The organism is Aerosakkonema funiforme FACHB-1375, from assembly GCF_014696265.1.
In the GTDB taxonomy this organism is placed as follows: domain Bacteria; phylum Cyanobacteriota; class Cyanobacteriia; order Cyanobacteriales; family Aerosakkonemataceae; genus Aerosakkonema; species Aerosakkonema funiforme_A.
This window is the reverse complement of the sequence record NZ_JACJPW010000024.1, coordinates 18,070-39,377: the sequence shown is the minus strand read 5'-3', so window position 1 is coordinate 39,377 and position 21,308 is coordinate 18,070. Positions and strand designations below refer to the sequence as shown.

7 protein-coding genes are annotated in these 21,308 nt (G+C 45.7%); all 7 read right to left on the bottom strand.

The window, feature by feature from the left end; genetic code table 11:
• Window positions 1-24 precede the first annotated feature (24 nt).
• The gene (locus H6G03_RS11375) at window positions 25-5,745 is read right to left on the bottom strand and encodes an alpha-2-macroglobulin family protein (protein WP_190464483.1); all 5,721 of its coding nucleotides are present in this window, start codon (window positions 5,743-5,745) and stop codon (window positions 25-27) included.
• Window positions 5,746-6,136: 391 nt separating this feature from the next.
• Window positions 6,137-6,682 carry an Hsp20/alpha crystallin family protein gene (locus H6G03_RS11365; protein WP_190464481.1) on the bottom strand — a complete coding sequence of 182 codons (546 nt, stop codon included), beginning with the start codon at window positions 6,680-6,682 and terminating at the stop codon, window positions 6,137-6,139.
• Between the two features lie 100 nt (window positions 6,683-6,782).
• Window positions 6,783-7,169 carry a response regulator gene (locus H6G03_RS11360; protein ID WP_190464480.1) on the bottom strand — a complete coding sequence of 129 codons (387 nt, stop codon included), beginning with the start codon at window positions 7,167-7,169 and terminating at the stop codon, window positions 6,783-6,785.
• A 2-nt stretch (window positions 7,170-7,171) separates the two neighbouring features.
• Window positions 7,172-12,733, bottom strand: coding sequence for a PAS domain S-box protein (locus tag H6G03_RS37945; RefSeq protein ID WP_242060381.1), 5,562 nt, complete (start codon window positions 12,731-12,733; stop codon window positions 7,172-7,174).
• A gap of 163 nt (window positions 12,734-12,896) precedes the next feature.
• A complete protein-coding gene (locus H6G03_RS11325) occupies window positions 12,897-14,807 on the bottom strand; it encodes a response regulator (protein ID WP_190464479.1) in 1,911 nt (636 codons plus the stop codon).
• Window positions 14,808-14,815: 8 nt separating this feature from the next.
• Window positions 14,816-17,140, bottom strand: coding sequence for a penicillin-binding protein 1C (gene pbpC / locus H6G03_RS11320; RefSeq protein WP_190464513.1), 2,325 nt, complete (start codon window positions 17,138-17,140; stop codon window positions 14,816-14,818).
• Window positions 17,141-17,563: 423 nt separating this feature from the next.
• Window positions 17,564-21,115, bottom strand: a complete 3,552-nt coding sequence (locus tag H6G03_RS11315; protein WP_190464478.1) for a PAS domain S-box protein — start codon at window positions 21,113-21,115, stop codon at window positions 17,564-17,566.
• Window positions 21,116-21,308 lie beyond the last annotated feature (193 nt).

The window sequence follows — 21,308 nt, the reverse complement described above, 5'->3', positions numbered from 1 at the left end:
CTTTTGACTTTTGACTTTTGACTTTTACCGATCGGATATTACCAATGTAGAAGCAGCCGATCGCCCAAATTCTTCGGGAGCGTATTGCAGGCGCACTTCCGCACCGGGCCAAATAAATGTGCCGGGGGTGACGGAGCGAACTAAGTAGTGGAGGCTATAAACACCAGCTTCCAAACGATCGCCATAAGCGAGAATGCGATCGCGATAAATCGTTTTATAATCCAATTCCCAACTATCTCCTTGTGCTTGGAAGTAAGGGGTAGCAGTTTGGAAACTGCCATCCACCGCTTCAAAACCGGCAGGTAAATAATCTGTGACAATCAGATGATCCACAGGACGATCGGTAAAAATTTCCAACCCAATATCAAATACCTGTCCGCTAGGTAATTTCAAAGGTTCATCTACCGCATAAAGTCCGATTTTTCGCAGCACTTTATCTTGATTGGCAGCACGAATTTCTCGCACTACTCGCAATCCATTCAATCTACCCGGTTGATTTCCTGGTAAGCGATAGCGATAAGCTGCTAAATAGTGCAGCGTCCCTTGACCGGATTTTTTCAAAATCAGATCGTGTTGACCGCGAGGTAATTGTGCCATTGGCACTTGCACATCTTGACTGCTTTGACGATAACCTTGAAAGCGAGTTGATGCTAACTGTTTGCCTGCCAGTTCGACTGTCGCAGTAAAGTTAGGCGGTGTAGGCTGAAGTTGAGCGTATGCCACCAAAGCAGTCAGCGCTTCTGCATTATCGTAAGTGTTAGGCCAAGTACCATTTCGGCGTAAGGAAAGCAGACTTTGCACTAATCGATCCAAAACTTCCGGCTTGCTTTTTTGGGAAATAAATAAGCGCAAAGCTTGAGCTTGTGTTGTAGTTGGAGAATCAAACCACCGCCAGCGATCGGGTAAATTGATTGTTGCCGATCGACCGGTTTCGTAAACGCTTTCTTGAATTTGATTCAGCAGCGTTTTCGATTCATCCTGCCACTCTGAGAACAGGGATAAATAACGTGCCAACTTAATCTGAGTCACGAAATCGAAGTTATTTCGCTGTGCGTAAATATCTGCAATAAATTCATTGCGCTTGTCTCCTAATTCCGCCAGTGCCATCAGTGCTTGCAGGCGCACCTGATTTTTGCACAGCGGTTGTTTGCAAAAATCATATTGACCTGGGTCTGCCAGAATTTTGCTTAAATAAGTTTTCAGGCGATTCACCATTGCCGGATCTACTTTCAGTCCGGCGGCAGATGCTTTGGCTAGACTTTCTGCGGCATAAGGAGAAACAAACGGATCGGAGGTTTCGTGTCCCGGCCAAGCGGCGAAACCGCCATCGGGTTTTTGAAGTTTTTGCAAGCGCGAGATCGCTTGTTCCGCTTGTTGTGCGGGGTTGAAATTAGCCAAATTTTGTTGATATTTTTGATTGAGAATTTGCAGATTAGCTGCAATTAATAACTGACTGGCAGCAGGTTCCAAGAAAGGCAATTCATTATCATCTAAAACTTGCCGTGCAGGTGCGGCAATTTCTGGAATGAGATTGCTGGCAATTTGCACTTCTAAACCGCCGCTGTCATTGGCAACGTTGCGATCGACTTTCAAGGGAATCTTCGCTCGATCGGTAGTTGTACCAGATTCCACTACTTCTTCTGTAACTTCTAAATTTTTCACCTCTAAAGGAACTGCAAAAGCATCGGTTGTACCGTTCAACTGGGTGGTAAATTTCACTTGTGTTTGACCGATACTATTGGCAATCATGGGGAAGCGGTAAGCGCGAGTACCGGATTCTGTTTGTGTTTGCAATTTGTTATTTTGAGCAAACTGAATTCCGCCATCGATCTCGCCAGCAATTGCCAGATTTCCGGTTTGTTGGGTGTTGTTAGTTACGGAGAGTCCGGCGTCGAAGCGATCGCCTAAACGCACAAACTGCGGTAAAACAGGATTGGAGATCAGCGGTTGCGTGGCGATGAATGTTGTTTCGCCGTTACCGAAGCACAAATTACCATCGGTCGCTACCACCATCACCCGCCAAGTTGTCAAATCATCGGGTAGTTTGAACTTGACTTGCGCTTGTCCGTTTTCATCGCTTAGCACGGAACCACTGTAGTAAGCTAAAGGTTGAAAATCTGTACGGGTGCGCGTATTTGCTGCGCCTGCGGATAGTCCTCCCCCATAACCCCAACCTTTTTCTAAAGGTGAGGATAACGGTTGCAGCACTACATCGGGACGATTATCGGCAAAACGAGTGGAAATTGTTTGTTCTGCATAGACTGTTTTGACTAAATCTGGCGGTCGATATCCACTCAGTTGCAATACCGCTTCGTTCACCACCATAACTGTGAATTGTCCTTTGACGGGATTACCGCTATTATCGGTAAGTTTGAGTTGCAATGTTTGTTCTGCACCCGGTTGTAGGGATGTTTGTTGCGGCGTTACTTCTACTTTTAAATATTTATCGTCCAACTTTGTATTGAAAGGTGCAAAACCAATTCGTACCAATTCTTTTAAATTGGTTGGTTCGCTTTGGGATAAAGGTTTTCCCTGACGCACGAGTACTGCTTCAACGGCGGCGTTGGGTAGCATATCGGGGGTGACTTTGAATTGAATTTGCGGCGCACTACCTCTGACTTTGGTAATTTGGCGATAAATAATGTTGTGACGAATAACTGCAAAGTGCAATTCGGCTTCGGGATAGGGAGATTGTATCAAAACGGTGGCAGTTTCACCGGGTTGATATGTTTCTTTGTCGAGTTTGATTTCTAAGCGATTATTTTGATATCGATCGCCCCAATTTACGGCGCTATCTCCAGCTACCCAAATTTGCACATCGCTGGCGGTTAATTCGTTTTTGCCATCAGTAAAGTTGGCGCGAATGCGATAGGAACCGGATTCGCGAGGGGTGAGAGATACGGATTGGGGAGTGCTGGCAGAAACGAGTTCTGTTTTTGCGATCGTCTTGTATTCTACTTGATTTCGCGCTGTTAAACTGCCTTCCACTACTTGGGTGACATCGCTGTATTTCATTTGTTGCAATTCGACGCGCACTTTTTGTCCTGCGATCGCTTTACCTGTGGGGTCAGTTACGATTACTTGAATCGGGAAGGGTTTGTTCGCATCGGCGACAAAATCGCTTTGCAAACCAATGATGCGATCGCTTGGCAATGCTGTAAAGCTTTTGGAATCCGCCACCGATAAATTCGACACATCGGAAATTTGCACATCCACCCGATAATTCATCGGATAAGGCAAATCTTTCGCCACAGTTATCGTTTTATTTCCCCTACCTTCTTTATCTAGTAACTGATTGACTTGCAAAACATCGCTAGGTACATTCGGCTTTTCTTCTGGCCAAAACCATTGCCGTCCAAAATAAAATTTTTCCCAACCTTTGGGAGTAAAGTCAACTGGCGTTCTCGTAATATAATAAGTTGCTTTCCCGCCTTCCACTGGCGAACCGAACAAGTAATTGCTGACAGGTTTGGCTGTCACCTTTTCGTCTATCAAAGCAAATTCCTTATCCAGAGTGAGAGCAACTTTGAAGTTAGGCGGTTTGAATTCTGCGACTTGAAAACTCCCGGAAATTTCATTGCCATCTTTATTTTTCGCACTGATGGAATAGTAGCCTAAAGGTTGATTGGCTGAAATCGGTAATTCCAGAGAAAACGTACCGAATTCGTTAGTTCTCTGCTTGCCTAAATCTGTTGTTTTACCATCTGGATTTCTCAGAGTTACTTGGTAGCTTGTATTTTTATCTTGCCTTATCTTATCATTTTGCAGATAATAAGCTTCCCCTGTAAACCAAGCTTTTTCTCCCGGTTGATAAAGCTGCCGATCTGAAAATATCTCTCCTCGCGATACTGGTTTATCGTTTTGCCAACCTGCATCGATACCGTAATCGTAAGAACCGCTATACTCGTTGGTGCGCGTAAAAGCCCAATCTTCATTTTCGCGAGCAATTACTAATAGTTGTGGGGGTTCGGCAAATCCGGTTGCCGATTTCATACATTGTTGCAAATTCTGACGATTTAGCAGCGACGTACCAGTGGAATCGGTTTTGGCAACAGCGCAAGGTTTGACTGGTTCTTTTGTTTTTGCTTCCAATTGAGATTCGTAAATTTCCACAGTCGCATTAGCTACCGGCAAACCATCAGAAAGATGGTTGACTCGAATCAATCCCGCATCGGGAAACCACTGGGCAAATACTCCCAAATTAGTTAACTCTACTAATCCATAAGTAGTATATTCCCGCCACTTTTGTTGGTTGTTTTCTTGATATCGGTTGGTGCGTGCTTGAATGCCATAAGCTAACATTCCAGTCGCCGCGCCCAGTTTTTCTCGCAAAGGAACCGCCACATCGGTGGATTGATTTTTCTTACCCGTCACTTTAAAAGATTGCCATTCAGTCGGCGGCGGTAATAAATCGGTTTTGTTTCCTTTCGGATAGGCAGAATCAACGTAAACTAAATCTGTAGGTTCGACTACTCGATAAGCTGCTTTATACTGGGATTCGGGCAGATTAACTGTAGAAATATTCAACTGTAAATTTTTGCCAGATGGGAAAATATGCAAATCTGATGGAGCCCAGATATCGCCAGCTAAATCGCCAGTTTCGTACTTAAGGGTTACTCGCTTTCCTAAAGTTTGTCCGAACTTATCTTTCAGATCGCGACCGATCGTAATTGTATAACTTTTTGCAGGTTCTAACGCCCAAGGGTTGAGATTAATGACTTTTTCTCCATCATAAGCTTGCACCAATCGCGGTGCTGGTTTGGGCTGAGGATTTATGGTAATATTTTTAATAGCTGACTCTGCTGCTATGGGATTATTAAATAGTAACTGGGCTGCACCTTTGACAAAGCGTCCGTAACTTCCCGACACATCCGGTTGTCCGAAAAATTGAATTTTGTCAAAAGCTAGCGGTGCGTAAGTTTTTACTTCGCTAACAAACTTGTTTTCTGTAGACAGGTTGCCGATGACAGGACGAATGCCGGGGGAAAATTCTATGTGGTAAGTTCTTGCTTTTTCTAAGCTTTCTAGCGGAGTTATGATATAATTCCAGTTACGCGCCGCTGGATTAAATTTTTCTTCAGGTGTCTGCTCGGTTGCTGTTTTTTCTAGGTCTACTTTCAGCGGGACTAGATATTTGTCCCCTACTGGCGTTACGGCGAGATGTTCTTTTAATGAAACTGGGTCGAGTTCTACATTGGATGTAAATTTTAAGGTGGGTCTTAAGTCGATCGCTTCTGACTCATCTTGGGAACCTTCTGTTTTTCCTGGTAAATTTGTTAATTTAATTGATTCTGTCTGGAAAGTCCAAGCCAAATCCTCTGCCAAACGACGATTTTTGAGGTCGGCTAATCCTTTTTTAAGGGTAACTTTTATTCGCGTTGCTTTCGGCAGTGCTTTATCTGCTTGGAATCCCACCATTCGCGGTGTTAAAAAGCGAAACTGACCGGGTAATGCGGGGAGAATTGCAAATTTTTGCAACACTTCCTGTCGATCCGGACTATCAATGCTTTCTACGGGAATTAAGGGTTCTTTAAACCGGATGCGAATTTGCGCCAGGGGTTCCGCTTCGCCAAGGGGACTGATTTGTTCTATCCAGTCTGGTAGTTGGGGGGTGGGTAGAGAAGAAACTTCTGGTAGGGGTTCGGTACCGGTAATACCCAATAGACCGCAGCCTGCCATTCCCAGGATGAGTATCAGCGCTAAGCAGAACATCCACGTTTTGACAATTCTGCCGATAACTTGCATTGTTTTCCCCCTACAGCTAATTCAGCATCAATAACTGATGCGACCTAATCAATTATCAAATTTCCTACATTTCCCGCCTAGTAAGTTTCCGGGTTGAGTAATAAATCTTTACGGCTGTTTGGGAATTGTTATACTTCCGGTTGGTTGGCTAGAATTCAAAACGGTGCAAGATGCGAGCGAAAATACTTCATTAAATCAAATAGTTGAAAATGAGTAAATTGGCTTTTTTTCTGGTAAAATATCACTGCCAGACAAACCTAAAATTGTCTGATTTTGTTCCGCACACAGGTTAGGCATTTCTTGCCAGCAGTGCCGACAAAACCAATAAGTTTGATGTAGTCTGGCGTGACGAACCATTTGGTAGGAGCAACAAGGACAGTTTGTCACGATCTTATCGTTTTTTGTTATTTTTAGCATATAAGGAGGGAGAAGTATTGCAGGTTTCTATTCTTGTTGCTTTTGGCTCTATCTCGTGCAATTGCGGAAGCATTAAATTCGCATCGATTACATCGACGCAAACTTTAGGTTCTGTAATTATCTGTTGTTTGAGTATGCGGATAATCAAAACGTTATCTTTGTATTCAGCTAGAACTGTTTTGGGATGAACTGGAGAAGGAAAAGGAATTAAACTTTTAAAACTGCCGGGATGAAAATAACCTTCTACTCCTGTTGTAGCTGGCCACTTTCCCCTGATTAAAAGCGTTTCCTCAGTTACTTCGATATGGATGTCTTTAATATCGATATTGGGAAGATGAGCTTTAATCGCCAATAAATTGGCGGTTTCGTCAATTGTAATACCTGCGATCGCCGATGCTTCTGTGCTGCCAATCCAGAGCGTTGATTGGTGGCAATCTTCCAGCAAACTAGCCCAATAATTCATGATAGATTGGGTTAGTTCATTCAAGTATTGCATTGATTGCCAATAAATAGTGTTCATAGGCTTCTAAGACATTTAGCTTCTGTTTATCTAAAAAGCTATATGCTAAAAATAAAGAACTGATAAAGAACTGATAAAAATACGATTTTTTTTACAAAAGTTAATACTCAAATTTCCAGCCCAGGATTTCAGCAACTTCTTCGGTGATTGTAATTGGGTCAAAAGGTTTGGTAATTACTCCTGCTATCCCCATTTGGGCAAAGCGGGCGCGATCGCTTGCTAAGACTTTGGCCGTGAGGAGAATGACCGGAATCGATCGCGTGGTCGGATTTGTCTGAAGTCGATCGTAGACCGCAAAGCCGTCCATTCCAGGCATCGAGACATCTAGGAGAATAGCATCAATGGCTTCTGTTTGGGCGATTTGTAGCCCTTCCTGGCCCGATCCAGCCGTAAGCGCTGCCCATCCTCCCAAATCTTCTAAGCACGCTTGCACAAGTTCCCGCAGTCGTTCTTCGTCATCTACGATTAACACTTTTTTGGCCATCATGATTATGCTTCTTGTTGTAGTGAGAGCGTGAAGAAAAATGTACTGCCAGCACCAAGACTACTTTCAGCCCAGATTCGCCCACCGTGTCGCTCTATAATACTGCGGCAAATTGCCAGTCCCAAACCAGTTCCGCCTTTATCGCGAGAGTCGGAGGCATCCACTTGCTGAAATCGTCCGAAGATAGCTTCCAGCTTATCAGCTGGAATGCCTCGCCCCCGATCGCGAACTTGGAACAGGGCCCGATCGATTTGCGGTTCGACACTTACAGTAATGGTAGAACCGACAGGCGAGAATTTAACCGCATTACTCAACAGATTGATCAGCGTTTGGACAATCGCATCCGATGCGGCCCAAACTTCGATATCGGTGGGATGGATATCGAAAGCGATCTGTTGCCGATCGGCGATCGCTTGCACTGCCTCTACAGCTTGTCGGATTAAATCGCTCGCCTTGCAGGTTGTTTTCTCCAGGACAGCTCGAGCCGAATCTAACCGTTCGAGATCGAGAATATCATTGACCAAACGCACCAAGCGCTCGCTATCAATTGCGGCAATCTCGATCATGCGTTTCAATTTGTCTGGCTTTTTTTCGTAGATTCCAGTTTGCAGCAATCCCAAAGATGCTCGAATCGCTGTTAGAGGAGTGCGGAGTTCGTGGCTGACAATACTAATAAACTCATTTTTCATCTGCTCGATTTTCTGTCGTTCCGTAATGTCTTCGCCAATGCTGACTGTACCGATAATATGGCCGGCAGAATCTCTTAACAGGGTATTATTCCAAGCGATAAATCGGTGTTCTCCCGATTTTGTGAGGATAAAATTTTGATAGTAGGGATGAGGCTTAGATGTCAGCATTTCCGAGAAAATAGTGTGAAGATGTTGCCGCTCGGAAGGCAACACAAAAGTTTCAAACCAGTTCTTACCCAAAGCTTCTGATTCTGTGTACCCAGTCAGTTTCAAGAAAAAAGGATTCACGTAATTCACAGCACCAGCCAGATCGAGTCCTACCACAACTAATTGCACGTTGTCGAGGAGAAATCGCCAGCGTCTTTCCGCTTCTCGCAGAGTTGCTTCGGTTTGCTTGCGTTCGTGCAGTTCGATTTGCAGTTTTCTGTAAAGTTCGGATTGCTGGATGGCGATCGCTAGCTGATCGGTAACGCGATGTAAGAGGTCTGCTTCAATAGTTTGCCATTGGCGGTAAGAGGAACAAGCGTGAGCGATCAAAAGCCCCCAGACTCTCGATCGATCGGAACCTTCAACCGTTTGGACAATGGGAGCGACAACTTTCGACTTGACACTAACTTCCTGCATAAACTCAACTAAGCAAGACCCCCATTCATCTGTTGCCACATCGGACACAATGCGTGGCTTTCCCTGGCAATAAAAGTCATAGCAGTCTGATGGCAAACATTCATCTAACCACCACATTTTCTCAGTCACTGGATACTCAAGCAACACGGATTCTTCCACAACACTGCCCGCACCATCTTCATGCAGTTGAAAAATCAACACCCGATCGGCATTGAGGAGTTGTCGCACCTCTGTCACCGTCACCGCCAGAATTTCATCTAAATCCAGCGATCGCCTGATCTGATTGACAATTTGTCCGACCAGATGTTCGTAGTTTGCCTGTTGTCGCAAAGCTTCTTCTGCTTGTTTGCGAACTTCTTCGAGGCGCTTCGCTACGGTGATATCTTGGTGAACTGCCACCAGAACGTCGCCGTAGTCGGAATGCCTGAATACAGAGCAAGTTGCACTACACCAAAAAAGAGTCCCATCTTTCTTAACATTCTGGACTTCATAGCTGAATTCATCGTTTTGTAAGACGACAGACCGAATGGCTTGATTGACATCTTCAGCACTTACCGATTCGTTGCCATAATTCACAATCGAAACGTGCTGACCGTTGAGTTCTCCAGAGTCATAGCCAAACATCTGCTCAAATTTAGGATTGGCATAGACAATGATTCCATTATCGGCTCTCACTAAGCAAATGCCTTCCGCCATATTACGAGTAATGACAGCTTGAAGCTCCAGCATTTGTTCTGCTTGTTTGCGATGGGTAATATCTTCAAATATGTAGGAAAACCTGGGATACCCAGTGGGGCTGACTGCGATCGAGCAAACGCTTCCCGATAACCAGCGTTGACCCTCAGCAGTGGTATGAAGATATTCAAACCGAACGGGCACTTGAGTCCGTGCAGCTTCTTGGTAGTAGGCCATCCATCGCTCGATCGTCGCAGGCGGTACTCCCAGACTGCTAGCAAACTGATTTTGCATACCTTCGAGCGTTTTGCCAAAAAACTGAGCCGCCGCCCAATTATCGGAAATGTGGAGAATATCTCCGTTGTGTAGCTCAACAATACCCATCGGGATGGCAGCACTGTTGAAGAAACTCCGCAATGTCGATTCCCTGTGCTGCAAAAGTTCTTGTGTTAGTTTGCGATCGGTGATATCGGTAATCATGCCCAATGCGCCAATAAATTGCCCAGTTTCATCAAAAATGGGGTTGGTGCCGATGATGCACCACAAATCTGACCCATCTTTGCAACGAAATTTAAAATCATGTTGCTCGGAGATTCCCTGACGGCGGGCTTCCAAATAATGGGCAGCGATCGCTTGTCCCTCTCGATCCATAAACGCAAACATTGATTGACCGATCATTTCTGGGACACTGTAGCCCAGCATTTGGGCCATCCCAGGATTGACAAAGGTAGTATTGCCCCGATCGTCAATCACCCAGATGCCCTCATTGGCTGTGTCAACAATGCGGCGATACTTCTCCTCACTCTGTTTCAAGGCTTGTTCTGTTCGTTTGCGATCGCTAATATCGATGCTGACTCCGATCGTCATCCAAACATCTGCGGATGCGTCATATCGAGCGGTATAGTTAGCTGAAAGCCAGCGCAGGCTCTCATCTTTGTGATAAAAGCGGTAGTCGCAGGTTCCCGAACCTTGAGAAAAAATGCGATCGAGTGCGGCGGTAATAATATTTCGATCTTCTGGGTGAACTCGCGACATCCAGAGCGGTTTATTCGCCATCAGTTCCGCTTGCGTGTAACCAAATACGATTTCACAGCCTTTAGAGCAATATTCGTATTCAAAATCTCGATCGGCAAACAATTTATAACTAATAATTCCGGCATTGACACTATTAAAAATATCGCTCAATTTCGCTTCTGAGACTTGCAAAGCTCGTTCTAATCGATTCCGTTCCGTGACATCTTGTGCTATTGAGAGAATCGATACCAAATTACCCAATTCATCCAGCAAAGTCGAACTGTACCATTCAATGTCAATCACCTTACCATCTTTCCGATAATTCCGATTAATGCAAACTACTGACTTACCACTGAGTAATTCTTGTGCTTTGAGGTTGACAATTTCTCGATCGCCTTCAAAAATAAATTGCCAATCGTACATCATCTTACCGAAGACTTCTTCAGCTGTCCAACCAAAGATAGCCTCAGCTTGTTTTGACCACTGATGCACCCGAAATTGCGAATCCCAGATGATAGTAGCCAAAGGGGTATTTTCAATATGAAAACTCAATTGTTGCAGTGTTTGTTGTAGCCTTTCTTCAATTTTTTTGCGTTCGCTGATATCCTGAACGATGCCATACCATACCGTCTCTCCATTATCGCGACGTTCTGGTATAGAACGACCGTGCAGCCACTTCAACTTGCCAGAAGGAGTAGTAATTCGCCATTCATGATCGAACGGTTCTAAATTCTCGCGACTGCGGCTAATTGCTGTTTGATGTTCTGCGATATCCTCTGGATGAATTGGGTTGACAACAAAAGAAGCATTCTCTAATATTTGTTCTACCTCAACTTCATACATTTCTTTAATCGCAGGACTGATATACTCAAACCAAACCGAATTATCTGGCGATTGCACGAGTCTGTAAATGGCTCCCGGTACGTTGGCAACTAAGTTTTGAAACTGAGCTTCACTTTGCCGCAAAGCTTGTTCAATTCTCTGGCGCTGGTAAAGTTCCTGTTGCAGGAGGGAATTTGTTTGAGTAAGTTCTGCCGTTCGTTCTGCTATTCGTTGTTCGAGTTCGGCATTTAATTCGTGCAGTGCAATCTCTGCTAATTTGCGCTCGGTGATATCGCTAGAAAGCCCAGCAATCCGGTATGGTTCTCCCGCTTCGTTATAAACAAAAAATCCCCGGTCGTAAATCCAACGAATGGAACCATCGGGACGAATAATGCGGTACTCCTCCTCTAAATTTGCCTCCCCATTCAGCAAACGATCCATCGCCGGGATGAGGCGATCGCGATCCATAGGATGAATGCTATCTAGAAATGAAAATGGATTTTGATAGACGCTTTCGCAGGTACGCTGCCAGATATTTTCATAAGCGGAATTGATGTAAAGAAGTTGGCTGTAATCTGCGGTATAGAGAAAGAAAACATCTTCAATATTTTCTGCTAATTGGCGGAATTTTTGTTCGCTATCGCGCAAGGCGGCTTCAGTTTGTCGGCGTTGTTGCAATTCTATTTGTAATTTTTCTACCAGTTCGGCTTGCTGAATAGCAATGGCGACTTGAGTTACCACCTGTTGCATGAGTTCAATTTCAGAGGGTTGCCATTGGCGAGGTTCTCCGCAGTGATGCGAAATCAGCAATCCCCATAGTTCCTTGCCATTCAGGATGGGAACAACTAAATTGGCTTTGACTTGGAAATTTGCCAGCAATTCCACATAACAAGGGTCGATTTCTGGCGTGTAGATATCTGACTTGGCAGTAACTAAACCTTGTAGGAAAGGTTCAACATATTTTTCACCTAAACACGGGTCGTAGATTTGAGTAGATAAAATCGCTGTCCATTCCGAGCCAACTGATTCTACTACTACAGTTCCGCTCCAGTTTGGGGCAAATTGAAAAATAATTACGCGACTCGTTTGCAGCAATTGCCGCACTTCGTCCACCGTTGTTTGGAGGATTTCTGCTAAATTGAGAGATTTTCGGATGCGCTGGCTAATTTCCACGATCGTCCGCTGTTGCTCCCATTGCTGGTGCAGCAAGACTTCTGCTTGCTTGCGTTCGGCTTCGCCGCGTTTGCGATCGTCAATATTTATGACTGTCCCAGTCATTCGTAAAGGTTGACCTGCGGCATCGCAAATACTGTGTCCCCGCGCTTCGATCCAATGAATGCTGCCATCCGGCCAAATAATGCGATACTCGTGCTGATAGATATTATGTGTTTGGAGAGCTTGTTTTAGCGATCGATCCAAGCTTTCGCGATCGTCTGGATGAATAAAGCGATCGAAGGTTTCGTATCTGCCATCAAATGTACCGGGAGTTAAGCCAAATAACTGTTCGTGTTCTGGCGACCATTTGATTTTTCCCGTCGCAATATTCCAATCCCACATCCCCATCTGAGCCGCAGACAGAGCCATCCGCAATTGCTCGGCATTTTCCTCGGCTAATTGCTGGCTAAGTCGCTCTATCTTTTTTTTGTTCTCCTTAAGATTGCTGGCGAGCAAAACGATTGTCAAGCCAACGGCGAGGAAAAAGCTTACCTGCAATAAATTCTCCACTCCATCGATCGAAAGCATAGTTTACCCGCCAAACCTAGAATTAAATCGTTGCTACGCAAAAGATGCGTTGGTCGGATTTCATCCCCCGTTAACTTCACGGTGTAACGGGGGCATTCATCCGACATTTTTAGGTAAAAATCGTCGATCGAACCTCATCTTTATTACCTCACAGTCGCCGCTTCTAAACAGCTTTTTTTCGATATCTCACCCGCTCAATTCGACTGAGTATCCGCGTGACCAGTTCTGGGCCCAGTACTGGCTTGGTAATGAAATCATCAGCACCGGCGGCAAATGCTTGCTGAAGAGATTCCGCATCAGTATGGGCTGTTACTACCAAAATTGGTAAATCGCCCCAATGGGTATCCTGCCGCACCACCTGACACAGCTCTAGACCAATGTATCGCCAAAGCGTTTGCCTGTAGAGATTGTCGGTAAGTTCGTAATTATGGTCAGCAAAGACTTCGCCTCTACTCGGTATTTCTAGATCCAGCAACACTAAGTCTGGAGATGTGGCAATTAGCACTTCCCAAAATCGCTGGGGTTCTGTCAGAGTTGTCACCTCTAGCCCCCAAGGAGTCAGCAACGCCGATAATCCAGCCAGGATTGCGGGGTCATCGTCTACGATTAAGATTTTAGCTTCGGAAGTTTTGGGTTGAGGTAAGACACGGGCGATCGCTTCAAAAATATCTTCGATCGCGGCAGGCTTGTGTAAAAATTGCTTAGCGCCCAATCGGGATACCGCCACTCGATCGGCAAGGCTATCTCGTGCGGTAAATACAACGACTGGAATCTGTGGCGATTGCTCTGCCAATTCTCTCAATAGGGTTAATCCATCTTCCTCTGTATCGGCAAAACTTAAATCTAGGAGAATCGCATCGGGAGTCGCCATTGCAAGGCGCAATCGGGCAGTTGGCAGATCGGGAGCTATTTTTAGGCGGATTCCCCATAAGTTGGCTTCTGCTTGTAACTTTTCTGTCAGCACCGTATCGTCATCGATCACCAACACGCGATGAGTTTCGAGTGTCTGGTTTGGTTGGATATTTATCGGGATGGGAGGCTTTGTTAACTCCTGTTCCAATGCTGTTACCAATTGAGAAAAACGGCAAATTTCATCTGGTTTTAAGGCACCGTTTTTAATCAGTAAATGTTCTAGTTCTCGCGCCAGTTTAGAACCCTCTGGATAACCAAAGCTCCCCATCGATCCTGTCAGTTGATGCGCTTTGTGCTTTGCTTTATGGTGTAATTCTTCGTTACAATTCCCTGCCAAGAGTGCGGTTTTTGCTTCTGCTAGCACGGCAATTTGTTCTGCAAAGGAATTACGAAATTTTTGCAGCACTCGATTCACAGAAGAGATATCTTTGACGCGAGGTTTTTGTTGGCTATCTTTGTTTGTTTCGGGAGTAGAAATGAGGCGATCTGGTGCTGGTTTTAACCGATATCCCATGCCATAAACTGTTTCCAGAATTTCTCCGTTCAGACCTCCTAATTTCAGTTTCTTTCGCAAGTCTTTGATATGAACCGTAACTGCATTTTCCGTTGGTGCATCATCAAACCCCCAAAGTCGGTCTAGAATAGCACTGCGGTTGAAAATGCGATCGGGATTTTGCAAAAACAATTCCAGTAAGCTATATTCTGTGGCAGTCAATGGAATTAGTCGATCGCCGCAAGTGACTTTCCCCGATATTGAATCTAAACAGAGATTTCCCCAACTTAGCGTACATGATGGATTCCCACCAGTCCGGCGCAACAAAGCTTGAATCCTTGCCAGCAATACTTCCGGGTTATAAGGCTTAATCAGATAATCATCCGCTCCGGCATCTAGCGCCGCTACAATATTTATATTAGTATTTTTCTCGGTTAGCAAAAGGATCGCTTTGCTGTAACCTTGCGATCGCAGTTGCCGAGACAAGCTAATTCCATCTAACTGGGGAATCTGCAAGTCCAGCAAAATTAGGTCATACTCAATTGCTGTCACTAAGTCTAACGCGGTTTGTCCGTCGTTTGCCAAGTCGATCGTGTAATTATTCGCTGCTAGCAGTCCCGTTAATGCAGCAGCCAGCGATTTGTCATTTTCTACTACCAGAATTTTCATCTTTTGTCCTAGTGAGATGGACTGGCAACAGAAAAACCGCGACGCATACTTTTGCTTTCAGCTAATTCTACCTGAAAATTAACCCGATCGCTCATCTCTCCACTTCTAATTTCTAATGTCCAATTGCCCGGTTGAAGTTCCCAAAATAATGTATTTGATGACTGGGTTGCCACTTTTTGACCGTTCAACCACCACTCTACCGTTTGACTAGATTTATTTGCCAATTTAAATTGTAGCCTCTGCCCAGTATTTGCTCGATCGGGATGAATAAGAAAAAAATCGCCATTGCGAGGAGATAATATTTTCAGTTGGCTCGGTGCTAAATTTGGTTGCGGTTGCATTGCCAACCATTCATTATATTCGGCAGGCAAATTGAGGCGATACTCAGGTGACTTGCCATCACGCGATACCATTTGATAAAAAGTATCTGGATGACTTTCGTAATCGCTGATATCTTCGGGATAAAAATATTCTTGCACAACTGAAGGACAAGCCGGGGTGGGACGTAAGCCGGATAATGTACAGATGGGTTTTTGCACTAAACCTTTGGGAGGAGAAAAAGGTGCGGGTTCTTCACGTTCGTGCAAGTGTAACATGATGCGATTCCACAAGGGGGCTGCACCCATAACACCAGAAACTTTATCCATACGATCGCCATCAAAATTCCCCACCCAAGTCGCCACAGTATAATCTGTCGTAAACCCGACTGTCCACGTATCTCGAAAATTAGAAGAAGTACCCGTTTTCACCGCTGCTGGAAATGGCAAAGCTAGCACAGATTCTACACCAAATGCTTTGGCACGAGCGTGAGCGTCGCTCAGCATATTGGTAATTAAAGCCCATTCCGACCTCACTCCCAACCCTTCGTCTTTTTTCCCTTTCCCTGGCTCAATCTTCTTTTCTACCTCCCCCGCTCCAGATTTCCCCCGCTCTCCCGCTCTCCCCAACAATAACGGGGGTAATCGAAGCTGATTTGGGGTGAGGTTTCCCAAAATACTAACCAGCGGTATAGCGTCGCCTTGTCTAGCCATTGTCAGATAAGCGCGAGCTAATTCCCACAAACTGACTTCCCCACTCCCTAAAGTTAATCCCAAACCGTAATACTCTGGGGAATGATTGAGATTGGTAAAACCCAGTTGATGCAAACGTTCTAAAAATGCGCCTACGCTTACTTTTTCCAATACCCGCACTGCCGGAATGTTGAGCGAATTGGCTAAGGCAATGCGAACTCTTACCGGGCCTTGAAAAGTTTCGCTATAATCTTGAGGGCTGTAAATTTTGGCTCCGGGAATCGCATAGCGAGTCGGTACATCTGCTAAAATTGTATTGGGGCGAATGATGCGTTTCTCTAAGGCTAATTCGTATAAGAATGGTTTGAGGGTTGAACCGGGTTGACGCAGTGCTTGTACGCCGTCGTTCCGTCCTATTTGCGTTTCGTTAAAATAATTGGGGGAACCAACATAAGCTAGTACTTCTCCAGTGCGATTATCGATAACTAAAGCGGCTGCGTGATGCACGTTGTTAGGCGCGAGGCTACGAATGACTTCTTGCACTTGCGCTTCGACAAATTGTTGCAAAGGACGATCGATTGTTGTGCGAAGATTGCCAGCATGAGTTACTTTTAAATTGCCATTATCTAATTCATTGGCTACCCAAAATAAAAAATGAGGGGCGGCGAGGATACCTTGCTTGCGAAGTTGAATAGTAATTTTTTCAGATAAGGCTCGATCGGCTTCAACACGACTGATATATTTATCTTTTACCATGCGATCGAGTACGTAAGTTTGTCGGCGCTTCAGTCCTGATAAATTATGATAAGGATTGAGATTGCTAGGATCGTTCGGTAAGGCAGTAAGTAAACTCGCTTGTCCTAAATTTAAATCGCTGGCAGGTATGCCAAAATAAACGCGAGCGGCTGCTTCCACACCATAGATGTTACCGCCCATCGGTAAGCGATTGAGATAAGCAGAAAGGATTTCATCTTTACTCATTCCTGCTGTTAAGCGCCAAGATAACCAAATTTCTTTTATTTTTCCTGCCAATGTGCGCGGTACGGGGTCGAGCATTCGCGCTAGTTGCATGGTGATGGTAGAAGCGCCGGAGACAATTCTTTTGGCTTTAATTGCTTGCAGGATTGCCCTGGCGATCGCTTTCAGATCCAGCGCCCCATGCTGATAAAATCCCCTATCTTCGGCGGCGATGATGGCATTTTTGAAATGCGGAGAAATCTCGTTTAAGGGTACAACTGCGGTATGCTCTTGGTTACGGCTGAGCAATGTTCCTAATGGTAAGCCGTTGCGATCGCTAAATTCGATCGCTTGTCGGTCTTGCATCAAATCCCTGGCACGAATGGGAACAAGATATGGTATAATTCGCACAGTTGTAACAAACAATGCTATAATGACTGTAGCTTGTACGATTCTTTTTTGAATCGGAGTTAGTCTGCGGTAAAGTTTCTGCAAAATTCCACATCCTCTTTGACATTATAATTATTAGTTAATAACTCCAAACAGCTTTTGGCTTTCCCGTTTTTATGATATAATAAAAAACTTTTATAATAAACCCGAAAACCATAAATTTTTATTTCTTTTCTCCGGATCGCCTCATATTGTACTCGGTTGCATTGATAGTGCATGAGTGATGGGAAAAATTTTCTGTTGCCATCGAAGGTTAATTTTTTACCGCAGATGTAGGCAGATAAACGCAGCCCATAGCAGATAAAATAGGGATTTTTTGACTTTCGTCCGGTCAGACGACTATGGATTGTTCTTTTTCCCCTCTGCTCCTCTACTCCTCTGCTTTTCTGCTGTTAAGGATAGAATTGTTTTTATTAACTCGGCGGGATCTACAGGTTTAGGAAGATGTCTATTAAATCCGGCGGAGATCGCTTGCTGTCGATCGTACTCTCCGGCGTAAGCAGTCAGTGCGATCGCCGGAATTTGCCCTCCCATTTCTGGCAGTCGAGACCTCACCTGACGCATCAGCATATAGCCATCCACCTCTGGCATTCCGATATCGCAAATTAAAATATCCGGCTGAAATTCTTTAAGCAGGAACAATGCTTCTGCTGCGGATGCAGCTGCTTTTGCCAGCGATCCGTATTCAGCCAAAACAGTAACCCCTAACTCTCGCATATCCGGTTCATCATCTACAATTAAAATCCGCAAACCGCTCAAGCTGCCAATTTCAGTAGAGGCTTGATAGTTCTGAGTTGCCTCAAAAGCAGTCACCAGCAGTGGCAAAGTGACTGTAAAAGTCGCTCCCTGACTGATTCCCAGACTTGACGCCCGCACAGTGCCGCCATGCAATTCAGCTAAATGACGCACGATCGCCAATCCAAGTCCCAATCCCCCAAATTTGCGGGTTGTGGTGCCATCTGCCTGCCGGAAGTACTCAAATACATGGGGCAAAAAATCCGGACTGATACCCATACCATTATCTTTTACCTGAATTTGGGCATAGCAGTCAACGCATTCCAATCGTACTTCTATCGTTCCACCTGCTGGTGTGAACTTGACAGCGTTCGAGAGTAGGTTCCAAACTATTTGTTGGAGTCGGCCTGAGTCACCGGAAATCAGAGCTTGTTTTGCAGAAAAAATAGTTTGAATTTGAATTTTTTTCGCTTCTGCTGCTAGCAGCACCGTTTCCAAAGCGGCTTCTATTATATTTGCTAAGTTGACGGGGGCAAAGTCCAAGACTACTTTGCCGCGCAGGATGCGAGAAACATCGAGTAAATCTTCAATTAATTGCGTTTGCAACTTGGCATTGCGTTCGATTGTTTCTAAGGCTTTGGTTGTGGTTTTTTCATCTAATTTGCGGGTTCGCAATAAGTTAGTCCAGCCCAAAATGGGATTGAGGGGCGATCGCAATTCGTGGGAAAGTACGGCCAGAAATTCATCTTTGATGCGATTGGCAGTTTCTGCTTCTGTGCGTGCCGCTTGTTCCCTGGCTAAGAGTTCCTCTCGTTCCCGCTCTGCCTGCTTGCGATCGCTAATATCCTGGAAGGTGACTACACCTGCAATAATTTGCCCCTCTCGATCGCGTATGGGTGCAGAACTTATCTCCATGACGCCATAAGTACCGTCACCCCGGAGAAACTGAATTTCTTCCCCACTCACCACTTCACCGCTGCCGATCGAGCGTGCGATCGGCCACTCTTGGGGCTGATAAAGCCGTCCGTCTGGATGAAAACCCTTGTACTCGCGGTATTGCTCGACTTGAGTAGATGCGACAAATGGATGACGCCAGATTTCCCGTACCCGATCGTTCCCCAAAATCAGCTTACCGGAGGGAGCTTCCCCAATAATTACCCCTGCTGGCATCTGCTGCAAAACTGCTTCCAGAAATGCTCGTTCTGCCTCCAGCTGTTTGAGCAGATCCTCACTACGCTGCCGCGCCAGCACCTGTTCCGTCACGTCTTGCACCACACCGATCATTCCCAAAACCTGACCCGCAGCATCGTACTGGGCGCGTCCCTTTGCAGAAACCCAGCACTGTTCCCCCTGCGGACGGATGACTCGGTATTCAATATCGTAGTCGCCGCCAGAAGCGATCGCTTCCTCGACGGCTACTTTAGCGCGATCGCGGTCTTCTGGATGCAGCAGCTCGCGCATCTGCGTCCACGTCATATATGGCCCGGGCGGAATCCCAAAAATTTCGGCGGCGCGATGTGAAAATGTTACTGTATCGGTCGCTGCGTCCCAACTCCAGTCTCCCATTCGGGCAGCTGTGAGCGCCAAACTCAGCCGTTCGGCAGTCTCTCGCAGCGCTTCCTCTGCTTGTTTGCGATCGGTAATGTCCAAGTATGCTCCAATCACTCCTCGCACTCCACCTTCCTCATCCCGTAGGGGTACGGCTTTGCCGTAGATGTATCGGACGACGCCATCTTCAAATACGAGTTCCGCATCTTCCTCTACTTCCTGTCCGGTGCTTCCCGCTTTCTGCATGGAGAGTTCCCCTGGCGGAATATCTCGACCTTTCCTTTGCAGTTTGAAGTTAAATGGATACACGCCATCGGCGGGAGTTGCGGTGGTAACTGAGTCCGGTTTTGCCCTCATCAATTCATATGCCGCGCAATTTGCCGTCATCTGGTGACAGTTGGGATCGTGGGCGATCCAAACTGCGGCGGGGACGATTTCCATAAAAGCTTGCAGTTCCCTCGCTTGCGCCCTTACCAGCGCCTCGCTTTCTCGCAAAGCTTTCTCTACTCGGATCTGTGCGGTGATATCGATCGACATTCCCGCGACTAAGTTACGTCCCTCGGCATCCTGGAAGGGGAATTTGAACGACATGACATTATACTCTTCATTATCTGCTGGAACAGTTTCCAGGATTTGAAGAGTGTGATTTGTTTGCAGAACGATCGCATCGTTATCTCGCAACTGTTGTGCAATTTCTGCGGTAAAGAAATCGAAATCGGTTTTTCCCACCCAATCAGCCAACGGTCGATTATGTTCCCGTTCTACCAGTGGGCTGACGTAGACGTAGCGTCCTGCTTCATCCTTGATGTATGCTTTGACTGGACTGTTGCTCATGAAGTTGGAAAATAGCTGTTGACTTTCCCGCAGCGCCGCTTCGGTACGCTTGCGCTCTGTCAAATCGAGGATAAAGGCAATGACATGATTGTGGGACTCATCTTCTAAAAGAACAGCTCCAACTAAAATGGGAACTCGACGACCGTCTTTGGTGATATATGCCTTCTCGTAGGGACTATGCGCTCCTGTGGTCATCAATTCGTCTAAGGCAAGTGCATCGAGATGACGCAACTCCGGCGGTGTCATTTCATCCCAACGCACTCGTCCTGCTAATAAATCTTCGCGGGTGTAGCCTACCATGTTGAGAAAGCAGTCATTCGCATCGGTAATGACACCGTGGGTATCTGCCGAAATAACTCCGATGATGTTGGATTCCACCAATCGCCGAAACTTTGCTTCGCTGATTTGAAGTCTTTGCAAACTGATTTTGGTGCTATGTTCGGCTGCACGCAATCCGCCACAAATAGCACTGATGAGAATCCCTTCGAGAACGAACAGCAGTGTCCGCCAGATGTCGGTCGCATCTAGCGATAGTTGACCGATCGGATCTAAAAAGAAGTAGTTGGCAAGCAGACCGGATAAGATGGTGGCGATCGCTCCTGCTTTTTTTCCTCCCAGCCAAGCACTGACGATCGCCGCCCCAAAGAACAGCAAAAAAGGGGTCTGGGTCATGTGCAACCACGGATCGAGCATGAGCATCAGCAATAAAGCGATCGCGACGCTCAATATCGCAACGGCATAAGGTAGCAGTCGGGTACGCATAACCTCAAACACGGTTGGGACTCCAAAGGGTTAGCTACGGTGCCGATCGAACAATTTATGCAGCCTACCCTAAAAGTAATTGTTTTCCTGTGGGGGTGAGCTTTCAGCTACCTGGGGTTTGAATTTTTCCAAGAATCTCATATCTTCGATCGCAACTTGAAAAGATTGTTTAGGTTAACTTTCCTGGTTTGCGATCGACATCTGC

Bases quoted from the DNA above. Each gene is read 5' to 3' on its own strand.
- H6G03_RS11375 (WP_190464483.1), bottom strand. From the start codon at position 5,745: ATGCAAGTTATCGGCAGAATTGTCAAAACGTGGATGTTCTGCTTAGCG.
- H6G03_RS11325 (WP_190464479.1), bottom strand. From the start codon at position 14,807: ATGAAAATTCTGGTAGTAGAAAATGACAAATCGCTGGCTGCTGCATTA.
- pbpC (WP_190464513.1), bottom strand. From the start codon at position 17,140: ATGCAAGACCGACAAGCGATCGAATTTAGCGATCGCAACGGCTTACCA.
- H6G03_RS11365 (WP_190464481.1), bottom strand. From the start codon at position 6,682: ATGAACACTATTTATTGGCAATCAATGCAATACTTGAATGAACTAACC.
- H6G03_RS37945 (WP_242060381.1), bottom strand. From the start codon at position 12,733: ATGCTTTCGATCGATGGAGTGGAGAATTTATTGCAGGTAAGCTTTTTC.
- H6G03_RS11360 (WP_190464480.1), bottom strand. From the start codon at position 7,169: ATGATGGCCAAAAAAGTGTTAATCGTAGATGACGAAGAACGACTGCGG.